General features: G+C 37.4%; 23 protein-coding genes. 18 read left to right on the top strand and 5 right to left on the bottom strand.

Annotation, left to right across the window (positions count from 1 at the left end; translation table 11 throughout):
- Positions 1 to 167: 167 nt before the first annotated feature.
- The 15 genes from mraZ (at position 168) to ABDJ41_RS08740 (ending at position 17,572) form a co-directional block, all read left to right on the top strand.
- Positions 168 to 641 carry a division/cell wall cluster transcriptional repressor MraZ gene (mraZ, locus tag ABDJ41_RS08810; RefSeq protein ID WP_349785570.1) on the top strand — a complete coding sequence of 158 codons (474 nt, stop codon included), beginning with the start codon at positions 168 to 170 and terminating at the stop codon, positions 639 to 641.
- On the top strand, positions 631 to 1,536 hold the full coding sequence (gene rsmH, locus ABDJ41_RS08805; RefSeq protein WP_349785569.1) for a 16S rRNA (cytosine(1402)-N(4))-methyltransferase RsmH: 906 nt from the start codon (positions 631 to 633) through the stop codon (positions 1,534 to 1,536). The genes mraZ and rsmH overlap by 11 nt, the downstream gene beginning before the upstream one ends.
- Positions 1,533 to 1,955 carry an FtsL-like putative cell division protein gene (locus tag ABDJ41_RS08800; RefSeq protein WP_349785567.1) on the top strand — a complete coding sequence of 141 codons (423 nt, stop codon included), beginning with the start codon at positions 1,533 to 1,535 and terminating at the stop codon, positions 1,953 to 1,955. The genes rsmH and ABDJ41_RS08800 overlap by 4 nt, the downstream gene beginning before the upstream one ends.
- Positions 1,945 to 4,047: a PASTA domain-containing penicillin-binding protein gene (locus ABDJ41_RS08795; protein ID WP_349785566.1), complete on the top strand. Its 2,103-nt coding sequence runs from the start codon at positions 1,945 to 1,947 to the stop codon at positions 4,045 to 4,047. Before ABDJ41_RS08800 ends, ABDJ41_RS08795 begins: the two co-directional genes overlap by 11 nt.
- A gap of 1 nt (position 4,048) precedes the next feature.
- Positions 4,049 to 5,503, top strand: a complete 1,455-nt coding sequence (locus tag ABDJ41_RS08790) for a UDP-N-acetylmuramoyl-L-alanyl-D-glutamate--2,6-diaminopimelate ligase (RefSeq protein ID WP_349785565.1) — start codon at positions 4,049 to 4,051, stop codon at positions 5,501 to 5,503.
- Positions 5,503 to 6,753, top strand: a complete 1,251-nt coding sequence (gene mraY / locus ABDJ41_RS08785; RefSeq protein WP_349785564.1) for a phospho-N-acetylmuramoyl-pentapeptide-transferase — start codon at positions 5,503 to 5,505, stop codon at positions 6,751 to 6,753. The genes ABDJ41_RS08790 and mraY overlap by 1 nt, the downstream gene beginning before the upstream one ends.
- Positions 6,753 to 8,096, top strand: coding sequence for a UDP-N-acetylmuramoyl-L-alanine--D-glutamate ligase (gene murD, locus ABDJ41_RS08780; protein WP_349785562.1), 1,344 nt, complete (start codon positions 6,753 to 6,755; stop codon positions 8,094 to 8,096). Before mraY ends, murD begins: the two co-directional genes overlap by 1 nt.
- Positions 8,097 to 8,099: 3 nt before the next feature.
- A complete protein-coding gene (locus ABDJ41_RS08775) occupies positions 8,100 to 9,269 on the top strand; it encodes an FtsW/RodA/SpoVE family cell cycle protein (RefSeq protein ID WP_349785560.1) in 1,170 nt (389 codons plus the stop codon).
- 10 nt (positions 9,270 to 9,279) lie between these two features.
- Positions 9,280 to 10,395 (top strand): undecaprenyldiphospho-muramoylpentapeptide beta-N-acetylglucosaminyltransferase, encoded by a 1,116-nt coding sequence (gene murG / locus ABDJ41_RS08770; RefSeq protein WP_349785559.1) that lies wholly within the window; start codon positions 9,280 to 9,282, stop codon positions 10,393 to 10,395.
- Positions 10,395 to 11,747: a UDP-N-acetylmuramate--L-alanine ligase gene (gene murC / locus ABDJ41_RS08765; protein WP_349785558.1), complete on the top strand. Its 1,353-nt coding sequence runs from the start codon at positions 10,395 to 10,397 to the stop codon at positions 11,745 to 11,747. Before murG ends, murC begins: the two co-directional genes overlap by 1 nt.
- The gene (locus ABDJ41_RS08760) at positions 11,740 to 12,600 is read left to right on the top strand and encodes a cell division protein FtsQ/DivIB (protein WP_349785557.1); all 861 of its coding nucleotides are present in this window, start codon (positions 11,740 to 11,742) and stop codon (positions 12,598 to 12,600) included. Before murC ends, ABDJ41_RS08760 begins: the two co-directional genes overlap by 8 nt.
- 2 nt (positions 12,601 to 12,602) lie before the next feature.
- Positions 12,603 to 13,964: a cell division protein FtsA gene (gene ftsA / locus ABDJ41_RS08755; RefSeq protein WP_349785556.1), complete on the top strand. Its 1,362-nt coding sequence runs from the start codon at positions 12,603 to 12,605 to the stop codon at positions 13,962 to 13,964.
- Positions 13,965 to 14,093: 129 nt separating this feature from the next.
- Positions 14,094 to 15,725 (top strand): cell division protein FtsZ, encoded by a 1,632-nt coding sequence (gene ftsZ / locus ABDJ41_RS08750; protein WP_349785555.1) that lies wholly within the window; start codon positions 14,094 to 14,096, stop codon positions 15,723 to 15,725.
- Positions 15,726 to 15,891: 166 nt separating this feature from the next.
- Positions 15,892 to 17,133 (top strand): aminotransferase class I/II-fold pyridoxal phosphate-dependent enzyme, encoded by a 1,242-nt coding sequence (locus ABDJ41_RS08745; protein WP_349785554.1) that lies wholly within the window; start codon positions 15,892 to 15,894, stop codon positions 17,131 to 17,133.
- Positions 17,134 to 17,395: 262 nt separating this feature from the next.
- Positions 17,396 to 17,572, top strand: a complete 177-nt coding sequence (locus ABDJ41_RS08740; protein WP_349785553.1) for a BF3379 family histone-like protein — start codon at positions 17,396 to 17,398, stop codon at positions 17,570 to 17,572.
- A gap of 76 nt (positions 17,573 to 17,648) precedes the next feature.
- On the opposite strand, the gene dapA is transcribed toward ABDJ41_RS08740, so the two are convergent.
- The 3 genes from dapA to ABDJ41_RS08725 are packed head-to-tail and all read right to left on the bottom strand — an operon-like array spanning position 17,649 to position 21,254.
- Positions 17,649 to 18,530, bottom strand: a complete 882-nt coding sequence (gene dapA, locus ABDJ41_RS08735) for a 4-hydroxy-tetrahydrodipicolinate synthase (RefSeq protein WP_349785552.1) — start codon at positions 18,528 to 18,530, stop codon at positions 17,649 to 17,651.
- 10 nt (positions 18,531 to 18,540) lie between these two features.
- On the bottom strand, positions 18,541 to 20,553 hold the full coding sequence (gene ligA / locus ABDJ41_RS08730; RefSeq protein WP_349785551.1) for an NAD-dependent DNA ligase LigA: 2,013 nt from the start codon (positions 20,551 to 20,553) through the stop codon (positions 18,541 to 18,543).
- Between the two features lie 17 nt (positions 20,554 to 20,570).
- On the bottom strand, positions 20,571 to 21,254 hold the full coding sequence (locus ABDJ41_RS08725; RefSeq protein ID WP_349785550.1) for an ACP phosphodiesterase: 684 nt from the start codon (positions 21,252 to 21,254) through the stop codon (positions 20,571 to 20,573).
- A gap of 103 nt (positions 21,255 to 21,357) precedes the next feature.
- Here ABDJ41_RS08725 and tyrS point away from each other — a divergent pair, with 103 nt between their 5' ends.
- The 3 genes from tyrS (at position 21,358) to ABDJ41_RS08710 (ending at position 23,708) form a co-directional block, all read left to right on the top strand.
- Positions 21,358 to 22,647 carry a tyrosine--tRNA ligase gene (gene tyrS, locus ABDJ41_RS08720; RefSeq protein WP_349785548.1) on the top strand — a complete coding sequence of 430 codons (1,290 nt, stop codon included), beginning with the start codon at positions 21,358 to 21,360 and terminating at the stop codon, positions 22,645 to 22,647.
- 129 nt (positions 22,648 to 22,776) lie between these two features.
- A complete protein-coding gene (locus ABDJ41_RS08715; protein ID WP_349785547.1) occupies positions 22,777 to 23,256 on the top strand; it encodes an Xre family toxin-antitoxin system antitoxin in 480 nt (159 codons plus the stop codon).
- The gene (locus ABDJ41_RS08710; RefSeq protein ID WP_349785546.1) at positions 23,256 to 23,708 is read left to right on the top strand and encodes an RES family NAD+ phosphorylase; all 453 of its coding nucleotides are present in this window, start codon (positions 23,256 to 23,258) and stop codon (positions 23,706 to 23,708) included. The genes ABDJ41_RS08715 and ABDJ41_RS08710 overlap by 1 nt, the downstream gene beginning before the upstream one ends.
- Here the strand turns inward: ABDJ41_RS08710 and ABDJ41_RS08705 are convergent.
- Both ABDJ41_RS08705 and ABDJ41_RS08700 read right to left on the bottom strand, forming a co-directional pair.
- Positions 23,705 to 24,688, bottom strand: a complete 984-nt coding sequence (locus ABDJ41_RS08705; protein WP_349785545.1) for a LuxE/PaaK family acyltransferase — start codon at positions 24,686 to 24,688, stop codon at positions 23,705 to 23,707. The two genes, ABDJ41_RS08710 and ABDJ41_RS08705, sit on opposite strands and share 4 nt — an antisense overlap.
- Before the next feature lie 27 nt (positions 24,689 to 24,715).
- Positions 24,716 to 25,066 (bottom strand): hypothetical protein, encoded by a 351-nt coding sequence (locus ABDJ41_RS08700; RefSeq protein WP_349785544.1) that lies wholly within the window; start codon positions 25,064 to 25,066, stop codon positions 24,716 to 24,718.
- Between the last annotated feature and the right edge of the window lie 3 nt (positions 25,067 to 25,069).

The following is a 25,069-nucleotide window of genomic DNA, read 5'->3' as shown; positions in this document are numbered from 1 at the left end:
TTTACGAAACGCCTGTTTTTGTTTACCACCTTATTTTCTGCCTTTTTGATGCTTTAAAGGCGGAAATATACTGGTAAAAATTATGTTGAAAATTTTTTGTGGTAGAATGTGGTAAAAAGTGGTAGAAATATCTATTTTTACACTACATAAAAAGTGTACACATAGAAATGGTTCAACTATTAGGAGAATTTGATTGTAAATTGGATGCGAAAGGTCGCTTGATGGTGCCTTCCGGTCTGAAAAAACAATTGCCTGATGTTGAAGGTGAGGGACTTGTGATTAACCGTGGCTTTGAAAAGCATTTAGTGCTTTATCCCAAAAAAGTATGGGAGAGTATGGTTGAAGAGATGAGTAAGTTGAACCAATATGAACCAAAAACCAGAGAGTTTATTAGATATTTTACTCGTGGCGCGACGCTTTTGTCACTCGATGCTACTGGAAGGGTGAATTTACCGAAGTCTTTATTGGAGTCGGTAGGTATAGAGATTAGTGATGAACTTGTCTTAGCTTGTCAATTTGATAAGGTTGAAGTTTGGTCCAAAAAAGCTTATGAAGCTTTGTTCGATAGTGAGCCGGAGAATTTCGCCTTCCTGGCTCAGGAAGTAATGGGAAATAAAAACAGGGGGGAAGATGGAAAGTAATTATCATGTTCCTGTATTGTTGAAAGAGTGTATTGATGGTTTAAACATCAAGTCGGATGGGGTATATGTGGATGTGACTTTTGGTGGTGGTGGGCATTCTCGGGAAATACTTAAAAATTTAGGTGAAAAAGGTGTGTTGATTGCTTTTGATCAGGATCCAGATGCGCAAAGAAATAAAATTGAGGATCCACGTTTTCATTTTGTTGATCAGAATTTTGCTTTCCTTAAAAATAATCTTCGCTTACTGGGTTTTAAAGCTGTGGATGGTATTCTTGCTGATCTGGGTGTTTCATCCCATCAGTTTAATGAGCCTGAAAGAGGTTTTTCGACGCGCTTTGATGCAGCCCTTGATATGCGAATGGATAAGCAAGGTAGGTTAACTGCAGCTGATGTTTTGAATACTTATACGGAAGATCAATTGCATAAAATTTTTGGTATTTACGGTGAGGTGAAAAATGCAAAATCTTTGGCCAGGGTGATTGTAACTGGGCGTGTAGAACGGCCTGTCTTAACATTGGCTGATTTTAAAGCTGTGGCTGCTGCTCATATTCCTAAGGGTAAGGAGCATAAATATATGGCGCAGGTTTTTCAGGCTTTGCGTATTGAAGTGAATGCAGAGATGCAGGTTCTGGAGGATTTTTTAGTTCAAACTGCTGATGTTTTAAAGCCTGGTGGTCGATTAGTGGTGATATCTTATCATTCATTAGAAGATAGGCCTGTTAAGAATTTTATAGCAAAAGGAAAGTTTAGAGGAGAAGTGGATAAGGATTTTTTTGGTAATGAACAGAAGCCGTTTAAAGCAATAACAAGGAAAGCTATTGTGGCAGATGAACTAGAGTTGGAAAGGAATAGCCGTGCAAGAAGTGCAAAATTAAGAGTGGGGGAAAGGTTATGAGTAATAGGTTTAGGGAGCATCTTGATGAAGAGCCGGAATTAGAGGAAGAGATAGAGATTAAGGTTAAACCTCAGCCTAAACGTAAAGACACTGAAGGTAGTAATGCTTTTTTTAGAAAGTTATTTACTGAAGGTGTGGTTAGTAAAGAGTCAGCAACGGAGATGTTGCCTTTTTTGATATTTATTTCGGTTTTATGTATGCTTTACATAGCCAATAGTCATATGGCTATTAAGAATGTCAGAAGTATTGACAAATTGAATAAAGAAGTAAAAGAGCTGAGTTGGGAATATAAATCGCTGAAGGCTGACCTCATGTTTAAGAGTAAGCTGACAGAAGTAGCGAAGAAAGTAGATACGTTAGGAATTAAGGAATTAACTGAGCCACCAAAAAAAATTGTAATAAACAGTAATGAATATTAGAGATAACATATTATTGCGTGTTTATCTGTCTTTCGGACTGATTGTGCTGCTTGCCGTGGCGGTATTGGTCAGACTATGCGATGTACAGTTTGTGGAGGGACATAAGTGGCGTGCCATGGCCGATAGTCTCTCTACAAAGTATGTCAATATTGATGCTGCGAGAGGGAATATCTATTCTGTAGATGGGAGTTTGTTAGCTACCTCTATTCCAGAGTATGAATTGCGTATGGATATGTATGCGGGTGGAATACAGGATAAAGATATTTTTGACTCGAAGGTGGATTCACTAGCAATGAAGCTGTCGCAGTTTTTTAAGGATAAAACGCCTAAAGAGTATTCTCGTTACTTGCGTAATGCACGCAGAGATAGTATTCGTTATTTATTGATCAAGCGTAAAGTTGGCTATCAAGAGTTAAAAACGATCAGAACTTTCCCTTTATATAATATCGGGAAATATACAGGTGGACTAATTGCTGTTCAGCAAAATAAAAGAATCAGGCCTTTTAAATTTTTAGCTGCCAGGACAATAGGCTATAAAAATGAGAATGTGGATAATGGTGTAGGTTTAGAAGGTGCGTACGGTGATTATATTAATGGTGAACGTGGTAAAAGATTGGTACAGAGGATTTCTGGTGGTGTTTGGATGCCGGTTAATGATGAGGCAGAGGTTGCTCCCAAAGAAGGTGCAGATATCATATCAACCATTGATATAAATATGCAGGATCTTGCACAAAGTGCATTGGAAAAGCAGTTAAAGATTAGTGATGCTGATCATGGTACCGTTATTTTGATGGAAGTGAATACCGGAGAGGTTAGAGCTGTGGCAAATTATACGAGAGTGAGCAAAGGTGTTTATGAAGAGAAATTTAACTATGCGATAGGAGGTAGTCAGGATCCTGGATCCACTTTCAAATTAGCATCGTATATGGCTTTACTGGAAGATAAGAAAGTAGATACAAATACTTTGGTGGCTACCGGTGATGGTACGTATCGGATTCCTGCACATACTATCCGGGATTCTCATGGAGGGATAGGTACAGTTACAGTAATGAAAGCATTTGAGCAATCGGCAAATACAGCGATTGCTAAATTGGTTAATCAGCATTACCAGAATAACCCGTCTCAGTTTACAGATCACTTATATGATATCCATATGAATGAGAGATTGGGATTGCAGATTCCTGGTGAAACTAAACCTGTAATAAAAAATCCAAAGTCAAAAACCTGGAACAAGAATATGACTTTGCCGCAAATGGCTTATGGTTATGAAATGCAGATTACGCCATTGCAGATACTGGCCTTTTATAATGCTGTAGCTAATAATGGTAAATATATCGCACCAATTTTTGTTAAGGAGATCAGGCGTTTAGGTAATCCAATTGAACAGTTTCAAGCCAGAGTAATTAAAGATGAGATCTGTTCTCCTGAAACAGTTAGAAAGTTGCAAGCTATGCTTGAGAATGTGGTAACAAAAGGTACTGGCAAGCTGATGGGGTCGCCTTTGTATAGGGTTGCAGGTAAGACAGGTACTGCCCAGGTCGCAGATGCAAACAGAGGATATAAGGGTAAGCGTAGCTATCAGGCTTCTTTCTGTGGGTATTTTCCTGCGGATAAGCCTAAATATTCAATTATGGTATCAATAAACGGTCCGAAAAATGGTTATTACGGCGCAACAGTAGCTGGGCCGGTATTTAAAGAGATTGCAGACCGTATTTATGCAAGTGATATGGAAATGTATAACAACATTCCTGAGCATTTTGTAGGAAATACCGTTAAGCCTGAAGCTAAAGCTGGTCATAGTAAGGCTGTTAAAAGAGTTTATAATGCATTGGGTATTAAAGCACTATATGCTGCCAAGTCTGACTATTTTAATAGTGTGGATACCAGCAATGGTATTGTGTATGAGGAATATAATGTGGTAAAAGGAGTGATGCCTGACGTGAGTGGAATGGGGTTAAAAGATGCTTTATATCTTTTAGGAAACGCTGGTTTAAAAGCCAAAGTAAAAGGCAGCGGAAGAGTTGTAACTCAATCTATTGCTGCCGGAAGTAGAATAGGAAAAGGATTATCAGTACAAATAGATTTACAATAAGATGCAGCTGCAAGATGTTTTATATGGAATTACTATAACTAACCTGGTTGGAAAAACCAATAGGGAAGTTGGTGTTTTGACGTTCGATTCAAGACAGGTAGCTAGTGATGCGGTATTCTTTGCAATCAAAGGTACGGTGTCTGATGGGCATGCTTATATAAATAATGTCCTCGAAAAGGGTGTTTCTGTAATCGTTTGTGAAAAGATTCCTCAAGAAATCGTAGAGGAGGTGACATACATTCAGGTAGCGGATAGTTCTGTTGCATTGGGTAAAATGGCAGCCAATTTTTATGGGAATCCTTCTTCTAGTTTGCAACTGGTTGGAATTACTGGAACGAATGGCAAAACTACAATTGCGACTTTGCTTTTTAAACTATTTAGGGAGCTTGGTTATAAAGTAGGTTTAATCTCGACAGTTAATAACCATATTAATGATCAGGTTATTCCTGCAACGCATACAACTCCAAATCCCATTGCGTTGAATGCATTATTACAGGATATGGTAAATGCCGGCTGCGATTATTGCTTTATGGAAGTGAGTTCGCATGCAGTAGTGCAACATAGAATTGAGGGATTAAATTTTGCTGGTGGAGTATTCTCGAATATAACACATGATCATCTTGATTTTCATAAAACATTCGACAATTATATTAAAGCTAAGAAAGCATTTTTTGATGGACTGGGATCTTCTTCTTTTGCTTTAACCAATCTTGATGATAAGAATGGCATGGTGATGCTGCAGAATACAAAGGCAGTTAAGAAGACTTATGCTTTAAAACAAATGGCTGATTTTAAGGCTAGAATAATTGAAAATAGTTTTAATGGATTGCATCTGGATGTTGATCATACTGAGGTTTTCTTTAAACTGGTTGGTTCATTTAATGCCTATAATCTGTTGGCGGTTTATTGTACAGCTTTGTTGCTTGATCAGGATCAACTGACGGTGTTGACTGCACTGAGTAACCTGACAGGTGCTGAAGGTAGGTTTGATTATATAGTTTCTAACGGGATTATTGGTATTGTTGATTATGCACATACGCCTGATGCTGTTCAGAATGTGCTGAGCACGATTCAGGATATCAGAAAGGGAACTGAGCAGGTGATTACCATTATTGGTTGTGGTGGGGATCGTGATAAAACAAAACGTCCTATTATGGCCCAGGTTGCTTGTGATTGGAGTGATAAGGTGATTTTGACTTCAGATAATCCCAGGACAGAAAATCCGCAAACGATAGTAGAGGAAATGGAAGTAGGAGTTTCTCCGACTAACAGACGTAAAACGTTGAGCATAATAGATAGAAGGGAAGCGATTAAAACAGCATGTCATTTAGCTAAACCAGGTGATATTATTCTACTTGCAGGTAAAGGGCATGAAAAATACCAGGAAATAAATGGAGTAAGGCATCATTTTGATGATAAGGAAGTATTAATGGAACAATTAAACTTAGTCGGCTAATGTTATATTATTTATTTGAATATCTGAATCAGCATTATGATTTCCCTGGATTGAGATTGTTTCAATACATCACATTCCGTACTTCATTGGCAATTATTATTTCTCTGATTATTACTACGGTTTATGGTAGGAGGATTATCAATTATCTGCATAGAATGCAGGTGGGAGAAACGGTACGTAATCTTGGTCTCGAAGGTCAGATGCAAAAACAAGGTACTCCAACTATGGGGGGGATTATGATCTTGCTTGGAATTCTCGTGCCTACATTATTGTTAGCTAACCTAACGAATATTTATGTAATTCTGATGATTGTAACCACCATTTGGATGGGTGTAATTGGTTTTGTTGATGATTATATTAAAGTTTTTAGAAAAAATAAGGAAGGCTTAGCAGGTAGATTTAAGATAGTTGGGCAAGTTGGGCTGGCGCTGATTATCGGTTGGACGATGTATTTTAACCCAAATATTGTGGTTAGGCAGACAGTTGATGAAGCTAGTGTTTCTAAAGCTGCGACTGCACCAATGGTATTGAGACAGAAGGGAGAGAGTTTTTATTATACACAGGATGTGAAATCGACACTAACTAATGTTCCTTTCTATAAAAATAATGAGTTTGATTATGCCAAGGTTTTGAAATTTTTGGGATCTGGCTATGAAAAATATGCAGTTTTTGTATTCTTAATCTTTGTAGTCATAATTGTTACTGCAGTCTCTAATGGCGCAAACATTACAGATGGTATTGATGGCCTTGCTACGGGAACCTCTGCTATTATTGGGATTACACTGGGATTGTTAGCTTATGTTTCAGGTAATACTGTTATCGCAGATTATCTCAATATTATGTATATCCCCAATTCGGGTGAGTTGATGATATTTGCTGGAGCTTTTGTTGGGGCTTGTGTCGGCTTTTTATGGTACAATTCTTATCCTGCCCAGGTTTTTATGGGAGATACAGGAAGTTTGGCTATAGGGGGTATTATTGCAGCATTTGCAATCATGATCAGAAAGGAGCTTCTTATTCCGGTATTGTGTGGTGTATTTCTGATTGAGAATTTATCTGTGATTATGCAGGTAACTTACTTTAAATATACCAAAAAACGTTATGGTGAGGGTAAAAGAGTTTTTTTAATGGCTCCATTGCATCACCATTATCAGAAAAAGGGATACCATGAAGCTAAAATTGTAACCCGGTTTTGGATTATCAGCATTTTGTTGGCAATCATAACCATTATCACTTTAAAACTAAGATAATGGAAAAGCAGAGGATAGTAATTCTAGGTGGAGGAGAAAGTGGTGTTGGTGCTGCAATATTAGCTCAAAAAGAAGGGTTTGATGTTTTTTTATCTGATTTTGGTGTAATCTCGTCTCAATATAAGAAGAGGTTACAAGAATTAAACATCGTTTTTGAAGAACAGCAGCATACACAGGAAGAGATTCTTAAAGCTGTTGAAGTGATTAAGAGTCCGGGGATTCCTGATACGGCTCCAATTATAAAGACAATTAAAGTAAAGAGGATTCCGGTAATATCTGAAATTGAATTTGCCAAACGCTATACCAATGCGAAAACCATTTGTATTACTGGATCGAATGGTAAAACAACGACAACGATGCTGACGTATCATGTTTTAAAGAGCGCAGGGTTAAATGTTGGTTTAGCGGGTAATATAGGGCATAGTTTTGCTGCGCAGGTTGCAACTGAAAATTTCGATTGGTACGTGTTAGAGATTTCCAGTTTTATGCTGGACGACATGTACAGTTTTAAAGCAGATGTAGCTGTTTTATTAAATATTACACCCGATCATTTGGATCGGTACGATTATAAACTTGGGAATTATGCTGCATCAAAAATGCGTATCACCCAGAACCAGGACAGTGATGATGTTTTTATCTATTGTGCTGATGATGAAGAGACTATAAAAGCATTGAGAAATGCTGAGATCAAATCAAAAATGTATCCATTTTCAATCAGGAAGAAGATTGAAAGCGGAGCATACTTAGAGAGCAACAACATACACATCAATATAAACCTAAACGATCCATTAACCATGTCTATTACAGAATTAGCCCTACAGGGAAAGCACAATATTTATAACTCTATGGCATCGGGCATAGTAGCTAAGGTATTAGATATAAGAAATATGTCGATACGAGAAAGTATGGGCGATTTTAAAAATATTGAGCATAGGTTGGAGCATGTAGCCAAAATTTCCGGTGTGGATTATATCAATGATTCGAAAGCAACAAATGTGAATTCGACCTGGTATGCGCTGGAAAGTGTAGGAGCTGATGTGATCTTAATTATGGGGGGTGTTGATAAAGGCAATGATTATGAAATGCTGAAAGATATGGTTCGGCAAAAAGTTAAAGCAATTGTATGTTTAGGTAAAGACAATAAAAGGATTCATGAGGCCTTTGAGGATGATGTGGAGGTTATTGTAAATACTTTTTCGGCACATGAGGCCGTTCAGGTTGCGTACCATTTAGCTAAAAAAGGTAATACGGTATTGTTGTCTCCCGCTTGTGCAAGTTTTGATTTATTTAAAAATTATGAAGACCGCGGTAATCAGTTTAAGGCTGCTGTAAAAGAATTATAAATTATGGTTGCGATAAATAATCTTCTTGATAAAACAAAAGGTGATCGCTGGATCTGGCTGATCATTATTCTTTTGTCGCTGATCTCTATAATGACCGTTTATAGTGCTACGGGAACTATTGCCTATAATAAGGGGATAGCTGTTGAGAAGTATTTATTGTTTAAACACGTGATTTTCGTTGTTCTTGGTATCGGCATGATCTATATAGCACATTTATTGGATTATAAGTACTATGCAGGTATTTCCAAGATATTAATGATTATAACGATTCCATTGTTGTTTTATACATTGATTTTTGGTTCACATATTAACGACGCTTCGCGCTGGGTAAAGATTCCGGTAATTGGACTTACTTTTCAGACATCCGATTTGGCTAAACTGGCTTTGATTACGTTTTTAGCTCGTATGTTGACCAAGAAACAGGAGAATATTAAGGATGTAAAAAATGCCTTCATTCCGATTATCAGCTCGGTATGTGCTGTGACTTTATTAATTGCAATTGCGAATATGTCGACCGCATTAATGTTATTTGGAGTGAGCATCTTATTGTTGATTATAGGGCGTATCAGTATCAAGCAGATTGCCATTGTTAGTTTAGCTGGTGGTGTTTTGCTGGGGACGGTTATGATGGTCGGACCAAGGGGTGAAACCTACCGTTCAAGGATTAAAACATATTTGAATCCGGAGTCTGTTAATTCAGATAAATCTTATCAGGCCGATCAATCTAAGATTGCTCTGGCAACTGGAGGTTTTTTTGGTAAGGGCCCTGGAAATAGTACACAGAAGTATTTTCTGCCACACCCTTATTCGGATTTTATCTTCGCAATTATTGTTGAAGAATATGGTCTGTTTGGAGCTATAACGATGGTTGTTTTGTATCTGGTTCTGCTTTACCGATGTGTACGGATTGTAACACGAAGTCCAAAGGCCTTTGGAGCATTGCTGGCCGCAGGACTTAGTTTTAGTTTAACTATTCAGGCTTTTGCAAATATGGCTGTTGCAGTAGGATTAGGACCAGTTACTGGGGTGCCATTGCCATTGGTAAGTATGGGAGGAACTTCAATTTTGTTCACTAGTATAGCCTTTGGCATCATTCTGAGTGTAAGTAAAGATGTTGAAGAACACGTAAAGGGTAAAAAGGTTGTAGTTGGAGAGATTCCGGTTATGGATTAAAGATAAAATAATGAGAGCAACAAGGATAATTATTTCAGGAGGCGGTACTGGCGGACACATTTTTCCGGCCATATCCATTGCAAATGCGTTGAGACGCATGGAGCCTGGCTGTGAGATTTTATTTGTTGGTGCTACCGGTCGTATGGAGATGGAGAAAGTTCCAGCGGCAGGATATAAGATAGTCGGTTTAAATATCAGCGGTATACAACGAGGTTCCATTGTCAAGAATTTAAGTCTGCCATTTAAACTACTTGGAAGTGTGCGTAAAGCCTTGCGGTTAATTGCTGATTTTAAACCTGATGTTGTAGTTGGAGTGGGTGGATATGCATCTGGACCTATTCTTTATGCTGCATCATCTAAAAATATACCTTACCTGATACAAGAACAAAATTCCTATGCAGGAATTACCAATAAGTGGCTTGGGAAAAATGCTTCTAAAGTTTGTGTTGCTTTTGATGGTATGGAACAATTTTTTCCAGCAGATCGCATATTGAAAACTGGGAATCCGGTACGTAAGGATGTGGTCGATGTGTTAAATAAACATCATGCAGGAGCTGAATTGTTGAAGCTTGATCCACTTAAGAAAACAATATTGGTAACTGGTGGCAGTTTAGGCGCTGGAACTTTAAACAAGAGTATTGAAAAACATATTCTTGATTTTATTGATGCAGATGTGCAATTGATCTGGCAAACTGGTAAGTTTTATTATAAAGGGATAGTAGAACGTTTGGGCCTTGATTTTAACCCTAATGTAAGGATACTGGAATTTTTAAATAAAATGGATCTGGCTTACGCAGCAGCTGATCTGATTATTTCAAGAGCAGGTGCTGGTACCATTGCTGAATTATGTCTGATTAAAAAGCCGGTAATCCTAGTGCCTTCACCAAATGTAGCTGAAGATCATCAGACTAAAAATGCTTTAGCGTTAGTTCAGAATAATGCTGCATTGATGATTACAGACAGTTCAGCTGAAGATACTTTAGTTAAAGAAGCTTTGAGCCTTTTGAATGATAAAGATAAAAGTAAAATGTACGCTGATAACATAGGTAAGATGGCTTTGCCAGATGCGGATGATTTGATTGCTGGCCAGGTGATGTTACTTGCAAGGAAAGGAGGGCTTGACTGATGGAATTGAATCATATAAAACGTGTTTATTTTGTTGGTATTGGTGGGATTGGCATGAGTGCGATTGCTCGCTACTTTGCTAAGCGTGGATGTCAGGTGTGTGGTTATGATAAAACACAAACTAACCTGACCAAGGCTTTAGAGCAAGAAGGGATTGCAATAGTTTATGTGGATAATGTTGCGTCTATTTCTGAAGGCTTTGTTGAAGATAGTGCGGAAACACTTATTGTTTACACGCCTGCTATTCCTAAGGATGCTGTGATCCTGAATTATTTTAAAGACAGAGGATTTAAGTTAAAGAAACGCTCTGAAGTTTTAGGAATCATCAGTAAGGGACAGTTTTGTATTGCTGTTGCAGGAACACATGGTAAGACAACTACTTCATGTATCATTGCGCACTTGTTAACGCATAGTGGTTATGGTTGTACAGCCTTTTTGGGTGGCATTAGTAGCAATTATAACAGTAATTTTTTGATTGGAGATAATGATGTAGTGGTAGTGGAGGCGGATGAGTATGATCGCTCCTTTTTAACACTTCATCCAGACATATCGGTGATTACTTCTATGGATGCTGATCACCTGGATATATATGGAGATGCAGCTCATCTGACTGAGTCGTTTGAATTGTTTGCAGCACAGCTAAAAGATGACGGAAAGTTATTTGTAAAAGGTGGTTTGCCTTTGCATGGTATTACTTATAGTGCAAATGGAGATTCATTATTGAAAGCTAAAAATATCCGTGTTGTGGACGGAAATTTTGTTTTTGACTTTGAGGATGGTTATGTTAAGATTAAAGATTTAAGCCTGGCTTTGCCTGGTAAGCATAATGTAGAAAATGCTGTAGCTGCCATTGGTGTAGCTTTAAGCCTTGGAATTCATCCTAAATCGATCAAGAAAGCTATAGCCGCATTTAAAGGGGTGAAAAGAAGGTTTGAGTACATAGTAAAATCTCCTGAACATATATATATAGATGATTATGCGCATCATCCAGAAGAACTCCGTGCTTGTTTTGATGCTGTTCGCCAATTGTACCCTGAAAAAAAGCTGACTGTAATTTTTCAGCCGCATTTGTTTACGCGTACACGTGATTTTGCTGATGATTTTGCAAAAGTTTTAAGCACTGTAGACGATTTAATATTGCTGGAGATTTATCCAGCAAGAGAATTGCCATTGGAAGGTATAAATTCACGGTTTCTGTTGGATAAGATCACTTTGAAAACCAAGGAGATATGTGGAAAAGAATCTGTTGTAGAACAGATAGGAAGTAAGAAACCGGAGTTACTTTTAACAGTAGGAGCGGGAGATATTGATACATTGATACAACCACTTAAAGCCATTTTGACTTATGCTTAAAAGGATTAACTGGAGACCTGTTTTTAAATGTTTTGCATGGGTAATTACCCTGGCAGGCCTGGTTGTGCTGATGAGTTTCGTTAGTGAGAAGAAAAAAACTGTGGTTTGTACAAAGGTTAAAATATTAATACCGGGTGCAGATAATTTTATAGAGCGGGAAGAAATTGACGCGATTTTAAAACAGAGTCAGGGTACTCTGGTTGGACAGAATCTAGCAGGGCTTAATTTACAGCATATAGAAAAAAGCATTATCGCAAATCCATATATAGCTTATGCTACAGTATATGCAGATATGAATGGAGTTATACAAATTGAGGTAAAACAAAGACAACCGGTGTTAAGATTAATCAATGCTGCAGGGCAGGATTATTACATAGATAGTGATGGGTTAAAGATGCCAGTGTCACCAAATTTTACAGCTAATGTGCTGGCTGCAAATGGTGATATCATGGAGCATTTTAGTGGAAAGGTAGATACATTGATTACTAAATTAGCTGTGGACCTTTATAAGGTTGCGCTTTATGTAAAGAAAGATACGTTATGGGATGCGCAGATAGAGCAGCTTTATGTGAATAGTGCCAAAGATATTGAGATGGTACCCAGATTGGGAAATCAGCGTATAATTTTAGGTAGTGCGGATTCACTGGAAACAAAGATGAGAAACCTTCGGGTTTTTTATAAAAAAGCAATGCCGAAAGTGGGGTGGAACACTTATAAAACCATCAATATAAAATACACAAACCAGATTGTTTGTGAAAAAAACAAGCTAGATTCCCTGACCGGTGAGGTGATTGGGGGAGCTGCAAAAACTGATACAAAGAATACAATTAATAAACTCAGCAAATCGATATAGTTATGGGCAAAGAAAAATCTACCGTTCAATCTCCAATAGTAGTCGGATTAGACATCGGAACTACTAAGATCTGTGTGATCGTTGGTCGCAGAACACAGCATGGAAAAATAGAAGTATTAGGAATAGGAAAAGCAGAGTCTGCAGGGGTGACCCGTGGAGTGGTTTCTAATATTCAAAAAACAGTTCAGGGAATTTCACAGGCCGTTGAAGTGGCAAGCGGGCAGTCAAATGTTGAAATTCGAGTTGTGAACGTAGGTATTGCCGGGCAGCATATCAAGAGTTTGCAACATAGAGGTATTTTAACCAGACGTGAGTTAAACAGCGAAATCAGTAAAAAAGATATTGATAAGTTGATTGACGATATGTTTAAATTGGTTATGCCTCCAGGTGAGGAAATTATTCATGTTTTGCCGCAGGAGTTTACAATCGATAATGAACCAGGTGTGAAAGATCCTATTGGTATGGCTGGAGTGCGTCTGGAGGCTAACTTCCATATCATTTCAGGTCAGGTTACAGCGGTAAAAAATATCATGAGATGTGTAACCAATGCAGGGTTGCAAACTCAGGAATTGATACTAGAGCCATTGGCTTCTTCCGAATCGGTGTTGAGCGACGAAGAAAAAGAAGCAGGTATTGCGCTTGTTGATATCGGTGGTGGTACTACAGATATTGCTATTTTCCATGAAGGTATCATCCGCCATACTGCGGTAATTCCTTTTGGAGGTAACAGCGTTACAGAAGATATCCGTGAAGGCTGCTCTGTAATGAGAAACCAGGCTGAGCTATTAAAGACCCGTTTTGGCTCGGCTCTGGCAGGAGAAAATAAAGAAAATGAAATCATTTGTGTTCCTGGCTTAAGAGGCAGAGAACCTAAAGAGATTTCTGTTAAAAACCTTGCTTTTGTAATCCAGGCCCGTATGGAAGAAATCATTGAGCATGTGTATTACGAAATTAAATCATCAGGATACGAGAAAAAACTGATCGGTGGAGTTGTTATTACTGGTGGTGGAGCTTTGTTGAAACACTTGTCGCAATTGGTAGAATATGTAACTGGTTTGGATTGCCGCGTAGGTTATCCTAATGAGCACTTGTCTAAATATGAAGACATGGCAAAAACGGTTTACGACGATTTGAAGAGTCCAATGTATGCAACGAGTGTTGGTTTGCTAATTAAAGGTATACAAAAAGCTGAAGAGTTATTGGAGGAGATGAAGCAGCCGGGTGTTTTTGTTGATAAGCCGAAAGAAAGCAAAGAAAAAGCAAAGCGTACAGGAGGTGGATTGTTTGATAAACTCCTTGCAAAGACCAAGGATTTCATCAAAGATGATATGAATGTAAGTGATGAAGATTATATAAAACCGTAATATTTATCCACAATATGTAAGTTTTCCACATTGCTAACATTTGTGGAAAACGTGTGTTGAAAAAGTGTTAATATTACATAGAGAGATGAACAGCCAAAACGAATTTTTAAATAACTGATTCATAAAGATATGCAGTTCGAAATGTTAAAAGATAAGTCATCAATCATCAAGGTAATTGGTGTTGGTGGCGGTGGTGGTAACGCGGTAAACCATATGTACCGTCAAGGAATTACTGGTGTAGACTTTATTATTTGTAATACGGATGCCCAGGCTTTGGAGTTTAGTCCTATTCCCAACAAGGTACAATTAGGTGCCAGTCTTACTGAAGGAATGGGTGCTGGATCAATTCCTGAAGTTGGAAAGAACTCGGCTATTGAGAATATAGACGATATCAAACAAATGCTTGGTAGTACAACAAAAATGTTGTTCATTACTGCAGGTATGGGGGGTGGAACAGGAACAGGTGCCAGTCCTATTATTGCCAAAGCAGCAAAAGAACTTGATATTTTAACTGTTGCCATAGTAACTACGCCGTTTGCCTTTGAAGGTAAAAGACGTAAGATGCAGGCAAATGACGGACTGGATGAACTGAAAAAGTATGTAGATTCTTATTTGGTTATCTCCAACGACAGGCTGCGTGAAATTTTCGGCAACCTTACTTTGGGATCTGCATTCTCACAAGCTGACGATATTTTAACAACGGCTGCAAAAGGTATTGCAGAGATCATTACTGTACCGGGGTACATCAACGTGGATTTTAAAGATGTGCGTACTGTTATGAAAGACAGCGGTGTATCTATCATGGGTAGTTTTGCTTGTGATGGTGAGAACAGAGCTTTAAATGCAGTAGAAGGTGCACTAGCTTCTCCATTGTTAAAAGATAATGAAATTGAAGGTGCCAGGTATATCCTTTTAAATATTAGTTCTGGCTTACGTGAAGTAACCATGGACGAGGTGACCATTATTACAGATTATATCCAGGAAAAAGCAGGTCTTTCTGCTGATCTGATCTGGGGTAACTGTATTGATGAAAACCTGGAAGATAAATTATCGGTAACGATTATTGCTACGGGCTTCCAGACTACAGAGCAGCGTGATGAAGAGAAAAAGAATGTAAAGAAAATCTCTTTGCTTACGCCTGAGGAAGCTCCATTGGTAAGAGCTGTTGAGCCTGTAAATTCATTTATAGAACCTAAAGCACCAGTTTATTCGAATGAGCCGGTAATGAAGGCTAAAGAAGAAACTAAGCAATCAGATCTTTTTGGTGATTTGTTTAACGGAAATAAAAACCGTACAGCCGAAGAACCAGCCAATGCTACAATCAGACATACCTTAGTAGAAGAAGAATCTTTTGATGAAACTCCTCAGGACTCTGGATTTGAATTCGAAATTAAGGTAGCTGAAACGGATTTTGTATTCGAAACACCTGCAGTGGTTTTCAATAATGATACTGTTCCTCAAAGGGAAGAAGTAATAGAACCAGGAGCTGATGATGATAAAAGTGATGAGTCGATTGAAGATCAGTTAAAGAAATCTAAAGAAAGAATCCTTAGATTGAAAGACCTGAGTATGAAATTACGTACCAGCAATGGTTTACAGGAACTTGAAAATGAACCAGCTTATAAACGTAAGCAAATGCAATTACAGCAAGTTCAGCATTCTTCAGAATCACAAGTTTCAAGATTTACCTTAAGTAATGACGAAGACGGATCTACTGAGATCAGACCAAATAACTCTTTTCTGCACGATAATGTTGATTAACTCATCATCGTAACAGATAACAAAAAGCCTTGACAAATTATTGTTAGGGCTTTTTGGCTTTAGAAAGCAAGTATGTAAGCATTGTGTAATAGCTGGCTAATTATTTGATATAAGGCATATTAAACATAACTTTGCAAAAAAAATAATAACATAAAAACATATAACATTGGATATTTTTGAAAAGATAGCGAAACACATGGGGCCGATTGGACAACATCACAAATGGTCACATGGATATTTCTCATTTCCTAAATTAGAAGGCGATATAGCTCCACACATGAATTTTCGTGGTAAAGAGCATTTGGTTTGGAGTTTAAATAATTATTTGGGTTTAGCAAATCACCCTGAAGTAAGAGAAGCAGATAGAAAAGGTGCGGAAGACTTTGGTATGGCTTACCCAATGGGTGCCCGGATGATGTCTGGTAACTCAAAATACCACGAGCAATTAGAGCAGGAACTTGCTGCATTTGTTGGTAAGCCTGATGCATTCCTTTTGAATTATGGTTACCAGGGTATGGTTTCTATTATTGATAGTCTAGTAGATAGAAATGATGTAATCGTTTATGATGCAGAGTCTCACGCTTGTATTATAGATGGTTTACGTTTGCACATGGGTAAGCGTTTTGTTTATAAACACAATGATATTGAAAGTGCACGTAAGCAGCTTGAAAGAGCTACTAAATTAGTAGAGCAGAGTGGTGGTGGTATCTTAGTGATAACAGAAGGTGTTTTTGGAATGTCAGGAGCACAAGGAAAACTAAAAGACCTAGTTGATTTAAAAAAGGATTTTAATTTCCGTTTATTAATTGATGATGCACATGGCTTTGGTACTATGGGGCCAACTGGTGCTGGTACACATGAAGCTCAGGATTGTATTGATGGGGTAGACGTTTATTTTGGAACTTTTGCTAAGTCGATGGCTGGTATTGGTGCATTCGTTGCTTCAACAGAAGAAATGACTAACTTTTTCAGATATAACATGCGTTCACAAACTTTTGCCAAAGCATTGCCAATGCCAATGGTAATAGGTTTGTTAAAACGTCTTGAGTTATTGAAAAATAATAGTGAGTTAAGAGATAAGCTATGGAATATAGCTACTACACTTCAAAAGGGCTTAAGAGAACGTGGATTTGACCTTGGTGTTACTGATACTATGGTTACGCCTGTTTTCCTTAAAGGTGAACTATTAGAGGCTACTGCATTAACTATGGATCTTCGTGAGAACTATGGTATATTCTGTTCGATTGTAGTTTATCCTGTTATCCCTAAGGGGTTAATTGAACTTAGATTGATTCCGACTGCAGTTCATACTCTGGAAGACGTACAGCGTACCCTGGATGCTTTTAGCGAAGTGTCAGATAAATTGAAAAGTGGATACTATAAAGAACATCAGTTCTCTATAGCATAGTTTTATAAGTAAAATAAAAACGCCCTTCATAGCTATATGAGGGGCGTTTTTATTTTTTTCTATTTTGTAAATGCTTAAAAATCAATAAGATGAATTGTTAAATGCAATAAAAATTGTTTATAACCCTCTGAAATGTGGAAAAAAAGAGGGTTTTTGCCTATTTATTTGTTATTGCAACTATTCATTTATTGAAATAAACATCTTACTTTAGTAATAGAGTATTAATCAAAACCTTAAACCAATTAAAGTAGTAAAATTAACGATGAAAAAATTTAACGAAGTAAAGGAACTTGTTGCAGCTTTAGAAGCTGATGCTGACAAATTCTACAACAAAGCTAACAGCGCAGCAGGTACTCGCGTACGTAAAGGTATGCAAGACCTTAAAAATTTAGCGCAGTCTATCAGACTGGAGATTCAAGACACGAAAAATAAGGCCTAACCAGTTTTAATTGTTTTGATAAAAAAAGTGTCCTGAAATATTTCAGGACACTTTTTTTATGTGTTAAATTATGTTTTTATTTAGTGATTCTGTTCGTCTCTGCTATAATTGCTGTTCTTAAAGAATCAGTAACTTTTACAAGTGGTAAGCGTACATGATCATCACAAATACCTAAATGCTTTAATGCGGCTTTTACACCTGCTGGATTTCCTTCAGCAAACATCATTCTAGTGAATTCTATTAAATTTAAATGCAGTGGTAAAGCGGTACTGTAATCGCCTTTAAGACATAGTCTGATCATATCTGATAATTGTTGAGGCAAAGCGTTGCCAATTACAGAAATAACCCCTGCAGCACCTATTGAAATCATTGGCATAGCAACTGGATCATCACCAGAAATCAATAGGAAATCTGCTGGCTTATCGCGCATGATCTGATTAAACTGGTCGAAGTTGCCAGATGCTTCTTTGGTACCGATAATATTTTTAAAATCGCTTGCTAATCTACAGGTGGTCTCCGGACTTACATTACTTGCTGTACGTCCAGGAACATTATAAAGTAATATAGGTAATGAACTACTTTCACTAATGGCTTTATAATGTTGATATATGCCTTCCTGAGTAGGCTTATTATAATAAGGACTGGCAGATAATATGGCGTCATAACCATTTACCTCAAAAGTCCTGATACTGTCTGTAATTTCAGCTGTGTCATTACCACCAATACCTGCAACAAGTGGCAATCTACCGTTATTAACTTCTGCTGTAAATTCCCATATCTTCTTTTTATCTGCTTTATTTAGTGTTGAGGCTTCACCAGTAGTACCTAATGATACCAGGTATTCAACCTTTCCGTCAATTAAATGGTTGATGAGTTTTCTTAACCCATCATAGTCTACCGTTCCATCTGCATTAAAAGGCGTAACCAATGCCACACCTGTTCCGTGAAATTTGTTCATTTTTTATTCTTTACTTCAATAGCTCTAATAAATCATCTTCTGAAATCAGCGGAACGTTTAGTTTCTTCGCTTTTTCCAGTTTTGATGGACCCATATTATCTCCGGCAACAAGATAATTAAGTTTCGCAGAGATGCCGCTTAATATCTTACCACCATTACTTTCAATTATGTTTTTAAGTTCTTCTCTACTATAGTTCTCAAAAACGCCTGAAATTACGAATGTTTTTCCAGTTAACTTCTCACTTTGTAAGGTAATTTCATTTTCTACGGCTGTAAATTGCAAACCGTATGATTTTAAGAGTGTTATCTGGTGTATGTGTTCTGGATTACTGAAATATTCAATGATGCTTTCGGCTATTCGCTGACCTATTTCATCAATTGCTGTTAGTTCCTCCTGGCTGGAAGTCATCAGCTTGTCTATATTTTTCGTTCCAAAAGCCAGTTTTCGTGCGACAGTTTCCCCCACATATCTGATGCCCAGGCCGAACAATACTTTTTCGAAAGGCATTTGTTTAGATAACTCAATTCCCTTTAGCATGTTTTCGATAGATTTTTCTCCGAATCTTTCCAGTGCCTTTAACTCATCAGCTTTTTCATGAAGTGTGTATAAGTCGCTGATGTGTGCAACCAGTTTACGCTGATAAAAAGCTTCAATGGTTTCGTCGCCCAGGCCGTCAATGTTCATTGCCTTTCTGCTAATGAAGTGCTGGATTTTACCTACAATTTGTGGTGGACAAGCCTCATCATTGGGGCAATAAAAGGCAACTTCACCTTCTTTTCTAATTAAAGGAGTATTACATTTCGGGCAGTTAGAAGGGTAAATAACAGGTTTTGCGTCTGCCTTACGTTTTTCCAGATTAACATTGATGATTTTGGGAATGATCTCTCCGCCTTTTTCTATAAATACACTATCGCCTTCATGCAGATCAAGTCTTTCAATTTCATTTGCATTGTGCAGTGTTGCTCTTTTTACTGTTGTCCCAGCCAGTTGAACTGGCTTAAGGTTCGCTACTGGTGTAACAGCTCCAGTACGCCCTACCTGATAGGTTACCTGTTCAAGTATGGTTTCTACTTCCTGAGCTTTGTATTTATAGGAAATTGCCCATCTTGGAGATTTAGCTGTAAAGCCAAGTTCCTGCTGTTGTGCATAACTATTTACCTTGATGACAATGCCGTCAATGTCATATGATAATTTAAACCTTTCATTTTCCCAGTGCTGGATAAACTGCAATACTTCCTCAATGCCACTTGTTAACCTGGTATGTTCACAAACATTAAATCCCCATGTTTTTAAAGTTTGTAGGCTCTCCCAGTGTGTTTTGAAATAGTTTTTGTCTGTGTTTAATGAATATAAAAAGCAATCTAATGGTCTTTTTGCAACCTCTTTTGAATCTTGCATTTTAACTGTTCCTGCAGCAAAGTTTCTAGGGTTAGCATATTGTACTTCGCCAAGTTCTTCACGCTCTTTGTTTAGTCTGTTAAACGCAGCACGGTGCATAAATATTTCACCTCTGATTTCGAATATAGGAGGGACATCATTAGCTTTTAAATGATGAGGAATAGTATGGATTGTTTTTACATTTGTAGTGACGTCATCACCTTTACTCCCGTCTCCACGTGTTACAGCCTTTACCAGTTTTGAGCCGTCGTAAGTCAGGCTGATTGAGAGTCCATCAAACTTCAGTTCGCATACATACTCAAAATCATCTCCAATAGATTTCTTTATACGTTCATCAAAATCTCTTAAATCCTGTTCGTTATATGTGTTGCCTAATGACAACATAGGCCATTTATGCTTTACCGTTGTAAAGGATTTAGTGATTTCTCCTCCAACTTTTTGAGTTGGTGAGTTTGGGTCAGCAAATTCCGGATGTGCTAGTTCTAGTTGCTGCAGTTCCTCTAATTTCTTGTCAAATGTATAGTCCGCAATAGTCGGCATAGCCAACACATAGTAGTTGTAACTGTGCTGGTTAAGCTCCTTAACCAATGCATCCATCTGCTCTTTAACCTCGAATAATGACATAATTGCGAAGATACGAATTAGCGAGAATTGCTAAGGTTTTTTTCTATGTCAATAAAAATAGATAAGAAATCTTTTTGGATATCGTTTTTAAATATTTCCAGTTCTAATGTTAGTTGTTTAAGCTGTGCTTCTGTAAATGGTTTATCCCATAAGCGCATACATATGCGGTTAAGAGCATATGCAATATTTTCCATTTTTTGATAGCTGAAAAGATATCTGCTGGAAATAAAGCTATTTAGAAATTCGAAAAACACAGTACTATCTTTAACAGAAGATATATGTAGAAAATGTTTCAAAGCCTCTTTATTTGCTGAACCGAGCTTTTCATAGAAAGCATTGATATTTACCTGCCCCTGGGAAATTAACAAATGATCAAGAACAAGCTCCAGTCCGATATGAGCAAGAAAGAAAGGTTTTACCGGGCTATTTTCACATGATGGCAGAATTAATTGTTTAAGTTGATTACTATGCAATATAAAATATTCAGAAGAATGAAAAATCTTATCTACAGTTATGTGTTTTTCCCAACCCTTTAAAATAGAAGCTTGTGTTGGATCTGATTGAAAAAGATGGCTGATTTTAAGAGGATATATATTATCTTCCTTTTGCGCATTTTTGATGAAATCAGGCAGTACTACTCCCATTACCATATTTTCATCTGGATTATTTCGTTCAAAATAAAAATGGGACAAGAAGTTCATTGAGCTAAAAATAATGATTATTGTTCAATAAGAGGGTTTTATAGGACTATGAAATTTAAGGATAACTTAGCTTTTCCTATATTTGCGCACAAAATAGATTATAATGACCAATTTCGTTGAAGAATTACGTTGGAGAGGCATGTTGCAGGATATGATGCCCGGAACTGAAGAAAAATTAAATGAAGGTATGGTGTCTGGCTATATAGGTTTTGATCCAACTGCAGATTCACTGCATATCGGACACCTTACACAGATTATGACATTGATTCATTTTCAGCGTGCCGGACATAAACCTTATGCTTTGGTAGGTGGGGCAACAGGAATGGTTGGTGATCCTTCTGGTAAATCTGATGAAAGAAATCTTCAGACAGAGGAAACCATTGAGCTTTACCTTGCAGGAATGAAGCAGCAGCTTTCCAAATTTCTTAACTTTTCTGAGGGAGGAAATGGTGCTGTTATGGTAAACAACGCGGATTGGTTTAAAAATATGAACCTATTTACCTTTATCAGGGACGTTGGTAAGCATATTACGGTTAACTATATGATGGCTAAGGATAGTGTGAAAAGACGTCTTGAAGGTGATTCAGGTCTTTCATTTACTGAATTTTGCTACCAGTTGATTCAGGGATACGATTTCTATTATTTATGGAAAAACATGAATTGCCTTATTCAAATGGGAGGTTCAGATCAGTGGGGTAATATTGTTACAGGAACAGAGTTAATTAGACGTAAAGATGCAGGAACTGCATTTGCGATTACTACTCAGCTGATTAAAAAAGCAGATGGTACTAAGTTCGGTAAAACGGAAAGTGGTGCTGTATGGTTAGATCCTAAAAAGACTTCCCCATATAAATTCTACCAGTTTTGGTTGAATGCTTCTGATGAAGATACCAAAAAGTGGATTAAGATATTTACCTTGAAAACACAGGCAGAAATTGAAGCATTAGAAGCTGAGCATGATACTGCTCCGCATTTGCGTGTTTTACAGAAATCATTGGCAGAGGACATTACAATCAGGACCCATTCCGAGGAAGCACTTGAAACAGCAGTGAAAACATCTGAGTTCTTATTTGGAAATGGTTCACTGGAGTTTTTTAAAACCTTATCGGATGCGCAGGTCTTAGAAATATTTGAAGGTATTCCTCAATTTTCAATTTCAAAAAATGAATTGGCTGAAGGAATTGATGCAGCTACTTTACTTGCTGAAAAATCAAGCGTCTTTGCTTCAAAAGGGGAAGGAAAGAAGCTGATACAGGGAGGTGGTGTATCTGTAAATAAAGAGAAATTGAAAGACCCTTCAGATAAACTGACAGTAAATGACCTATTGAACGATAAGTTTATTATTGTTCAAAAAGGTAAGAAGAATTACTATCTGCTTATTGCTGAAAACTAAATCAAACAAAAATAATTTACTGCGCTTATCATAACTCGTTGGATACAAGTTGTGATAAGCGTTTTTTTTTGCTTAATAATTTTTAAATCAGACAAAAATACATAAATTTGTGTATAATGTCTGATGGGTATGAAAAAGAAAGCAACAGCAACTAACAAAGTATCAGAACCAATAGCTGCATACGGTGTATTAAATCAGCCCTCAATAGTAGGTTTGTTAGATAGTAATTTTACTATATCAACAGATTTTGATTTGTTAAAACTTGCACGTAACGGAGTTTCAAAAAAATCATTGATCAATCTTGCCAAGCATATTTCACTAACTCTCCAGGAACTTGCAAGTATTATGCATATCTCAGAGCGTACCTTGCAACGTTATGAACCAACTGCACTTATTAAAACTGAACACGCAGAAAAAGCCATAGAACTTGCCCGATTATACGAGCGTGGCACAGAAGTATTTGGTACCATGGAAAACTTTAATGATTGGATGAAGACGCCCAATTACACCCTTAACGGAGAAGCTCCTTTAAGTCTTCTTGATACTTCAATTGGCTTTGAGCTAATCCTTCAAACACTTGGTCGCATTGAATACGGGGTTTTTAGCTAGTGTTACTTTATAGAATTTCGCTTTGCAAAAGGGCGACAGATCTGACAGGGACCGGTGCTAAGTTATATGGTGGACGCTGGAATAGTATAGGTGTGCCTGTATTATATCTGGCTAGCAGCAGGGCATTGGCCGCATTGGAAGTATTAGCTCATTTAACTAACGTACAGGATCCGGAGAGTTTTTGTATTAGTGTATTTGAGGTGCCAGAAGATAGTGTAGAGGAATTAGAAGAGCATCTTTTACCTAAGGATTGGAATAGTTATCCATCACCATCTTCTTTGAAAAAGAAAGGGGATACTTTTGTTAAAAACAATCAATCTCTTCTGCTTAAAATCCCATCAGCTATTGTAGAAGATGAATTCAATTACATTTTAAATGTGAATCATCCATTATTGTCAAAGGTTAAAATTGTAGAAACAAAACCATTCCTGTTCGATAAAAGATTGTATTAATTAACGAGTAGGTTGCAACCTCTGATATCGGCATTATCAAAACGGCCTAATACTTCAAAGGAGCCGTCAGGCAATAGCTTTCCAAGATCTTGAGTTGCTATAAATGAACATGAATTAACATTGGCCAGGTCAATGATGTTGATACCTCCGGTCTTGTTATTTGCTGATAAACTTAAAGGATCATTGGTATCACGAAGAAAAATCTTCATCCATGGTGGACAATTGAAGACTCCATTTCCATAAGAGTAAGCTTGTGATAAAAGTTCCGTCATTCCATATTCACTATGTATGGTTTGAACACCAAATCCTTCCTGTAGTAATTGATGAAGCTCTTCACGTACCATTTCTTTCCTTTTGCCTTTCATTCCTCCGGTTTCCATAACAATCAGCTCCGGGAAATCTACTTTATATTTCTCTATAAAATCAAGCAATGCATAAGTAACTCCAATCAATATCGTCTTTTGATTTGCCGATTGCAGTTTTTTTAATTTAAGATATAGTTCATCATGATTGTGCAGAAAATATCCACTATCCGCATGCTTACTCTGATTTAGTAAAGCGTCTACCATATAAATTAAGGAAGAGCCATCTCTTTCCAGGTAAGACGGCAGGAGTGCAAGTAAACAGGTATTTGCTATGTCTCCATAAAATTGTTCAAAAGCCATGTTAAAGCTCTGCTCGTAAATACTAACATCAGAGACTAAATGTTTGCTCTGAATCATTCCAGTAGTACCGGAACTACTGAATATGATTTCAGGAGTGTTGGGAGAACTTAGTACTTCGTGTGTTTTAAAAAAGCTAATGGGTAGATAAGGAATCTGGGTTAGACTTCTAACATCCTTTGTTGATATTCTGAGGTGATATATATATTCCTTATAAACCTGGCAGTTTTCAGCTTGTTTATTGAATATTGCAAGGCTGGCTTGTTCAAACTCGTACGCATTGCTGATAGAGAAAATTTGCTTTGTAAAATCAGTCACAGTGCAAAAATACGTAAGAATTTCTAATTAAGGTTTGGTTTTTGTCACCAGTACGGCTTTTCGAAAATGATATCCACAAAATCCACTAACAGCAGCAGCAAATGCACCTACTAAAGCACTAAGTGCTAGAATTAACCACCATGCTTGTACACCAAACATTTGTGCAACCCGAATAGCCAGTATATTGTTATTCGGCAAGCTCTTAAAAAGTGCCATGCCTGTCCATAGGAGTAAAATTGCAAAGAACGGTGACCATAAAGCTATTTTTCCTGTTTTACCAATCAAACCACAGGTGGCAAAAGAAATGATTATAACGATCCACCATGGAAGTACCATTTGTAATAGATAGGAGAGGATAATGATGACTATAAATACCATGAT

This window comes from Pedobacter sp. ASV1-7 (assembly GCF_040203335.1).
In the GTDB taxonomy this organism is placed as follows: domain Bacteria; phylum Bacteroidota; class Bacteroidia; order Sphingobacteriales; family Sphingobacteriaceae; genus Pedobacter.
This window is presented reverse-complemented; position numbering and strand designations above follow the sequence as displayed.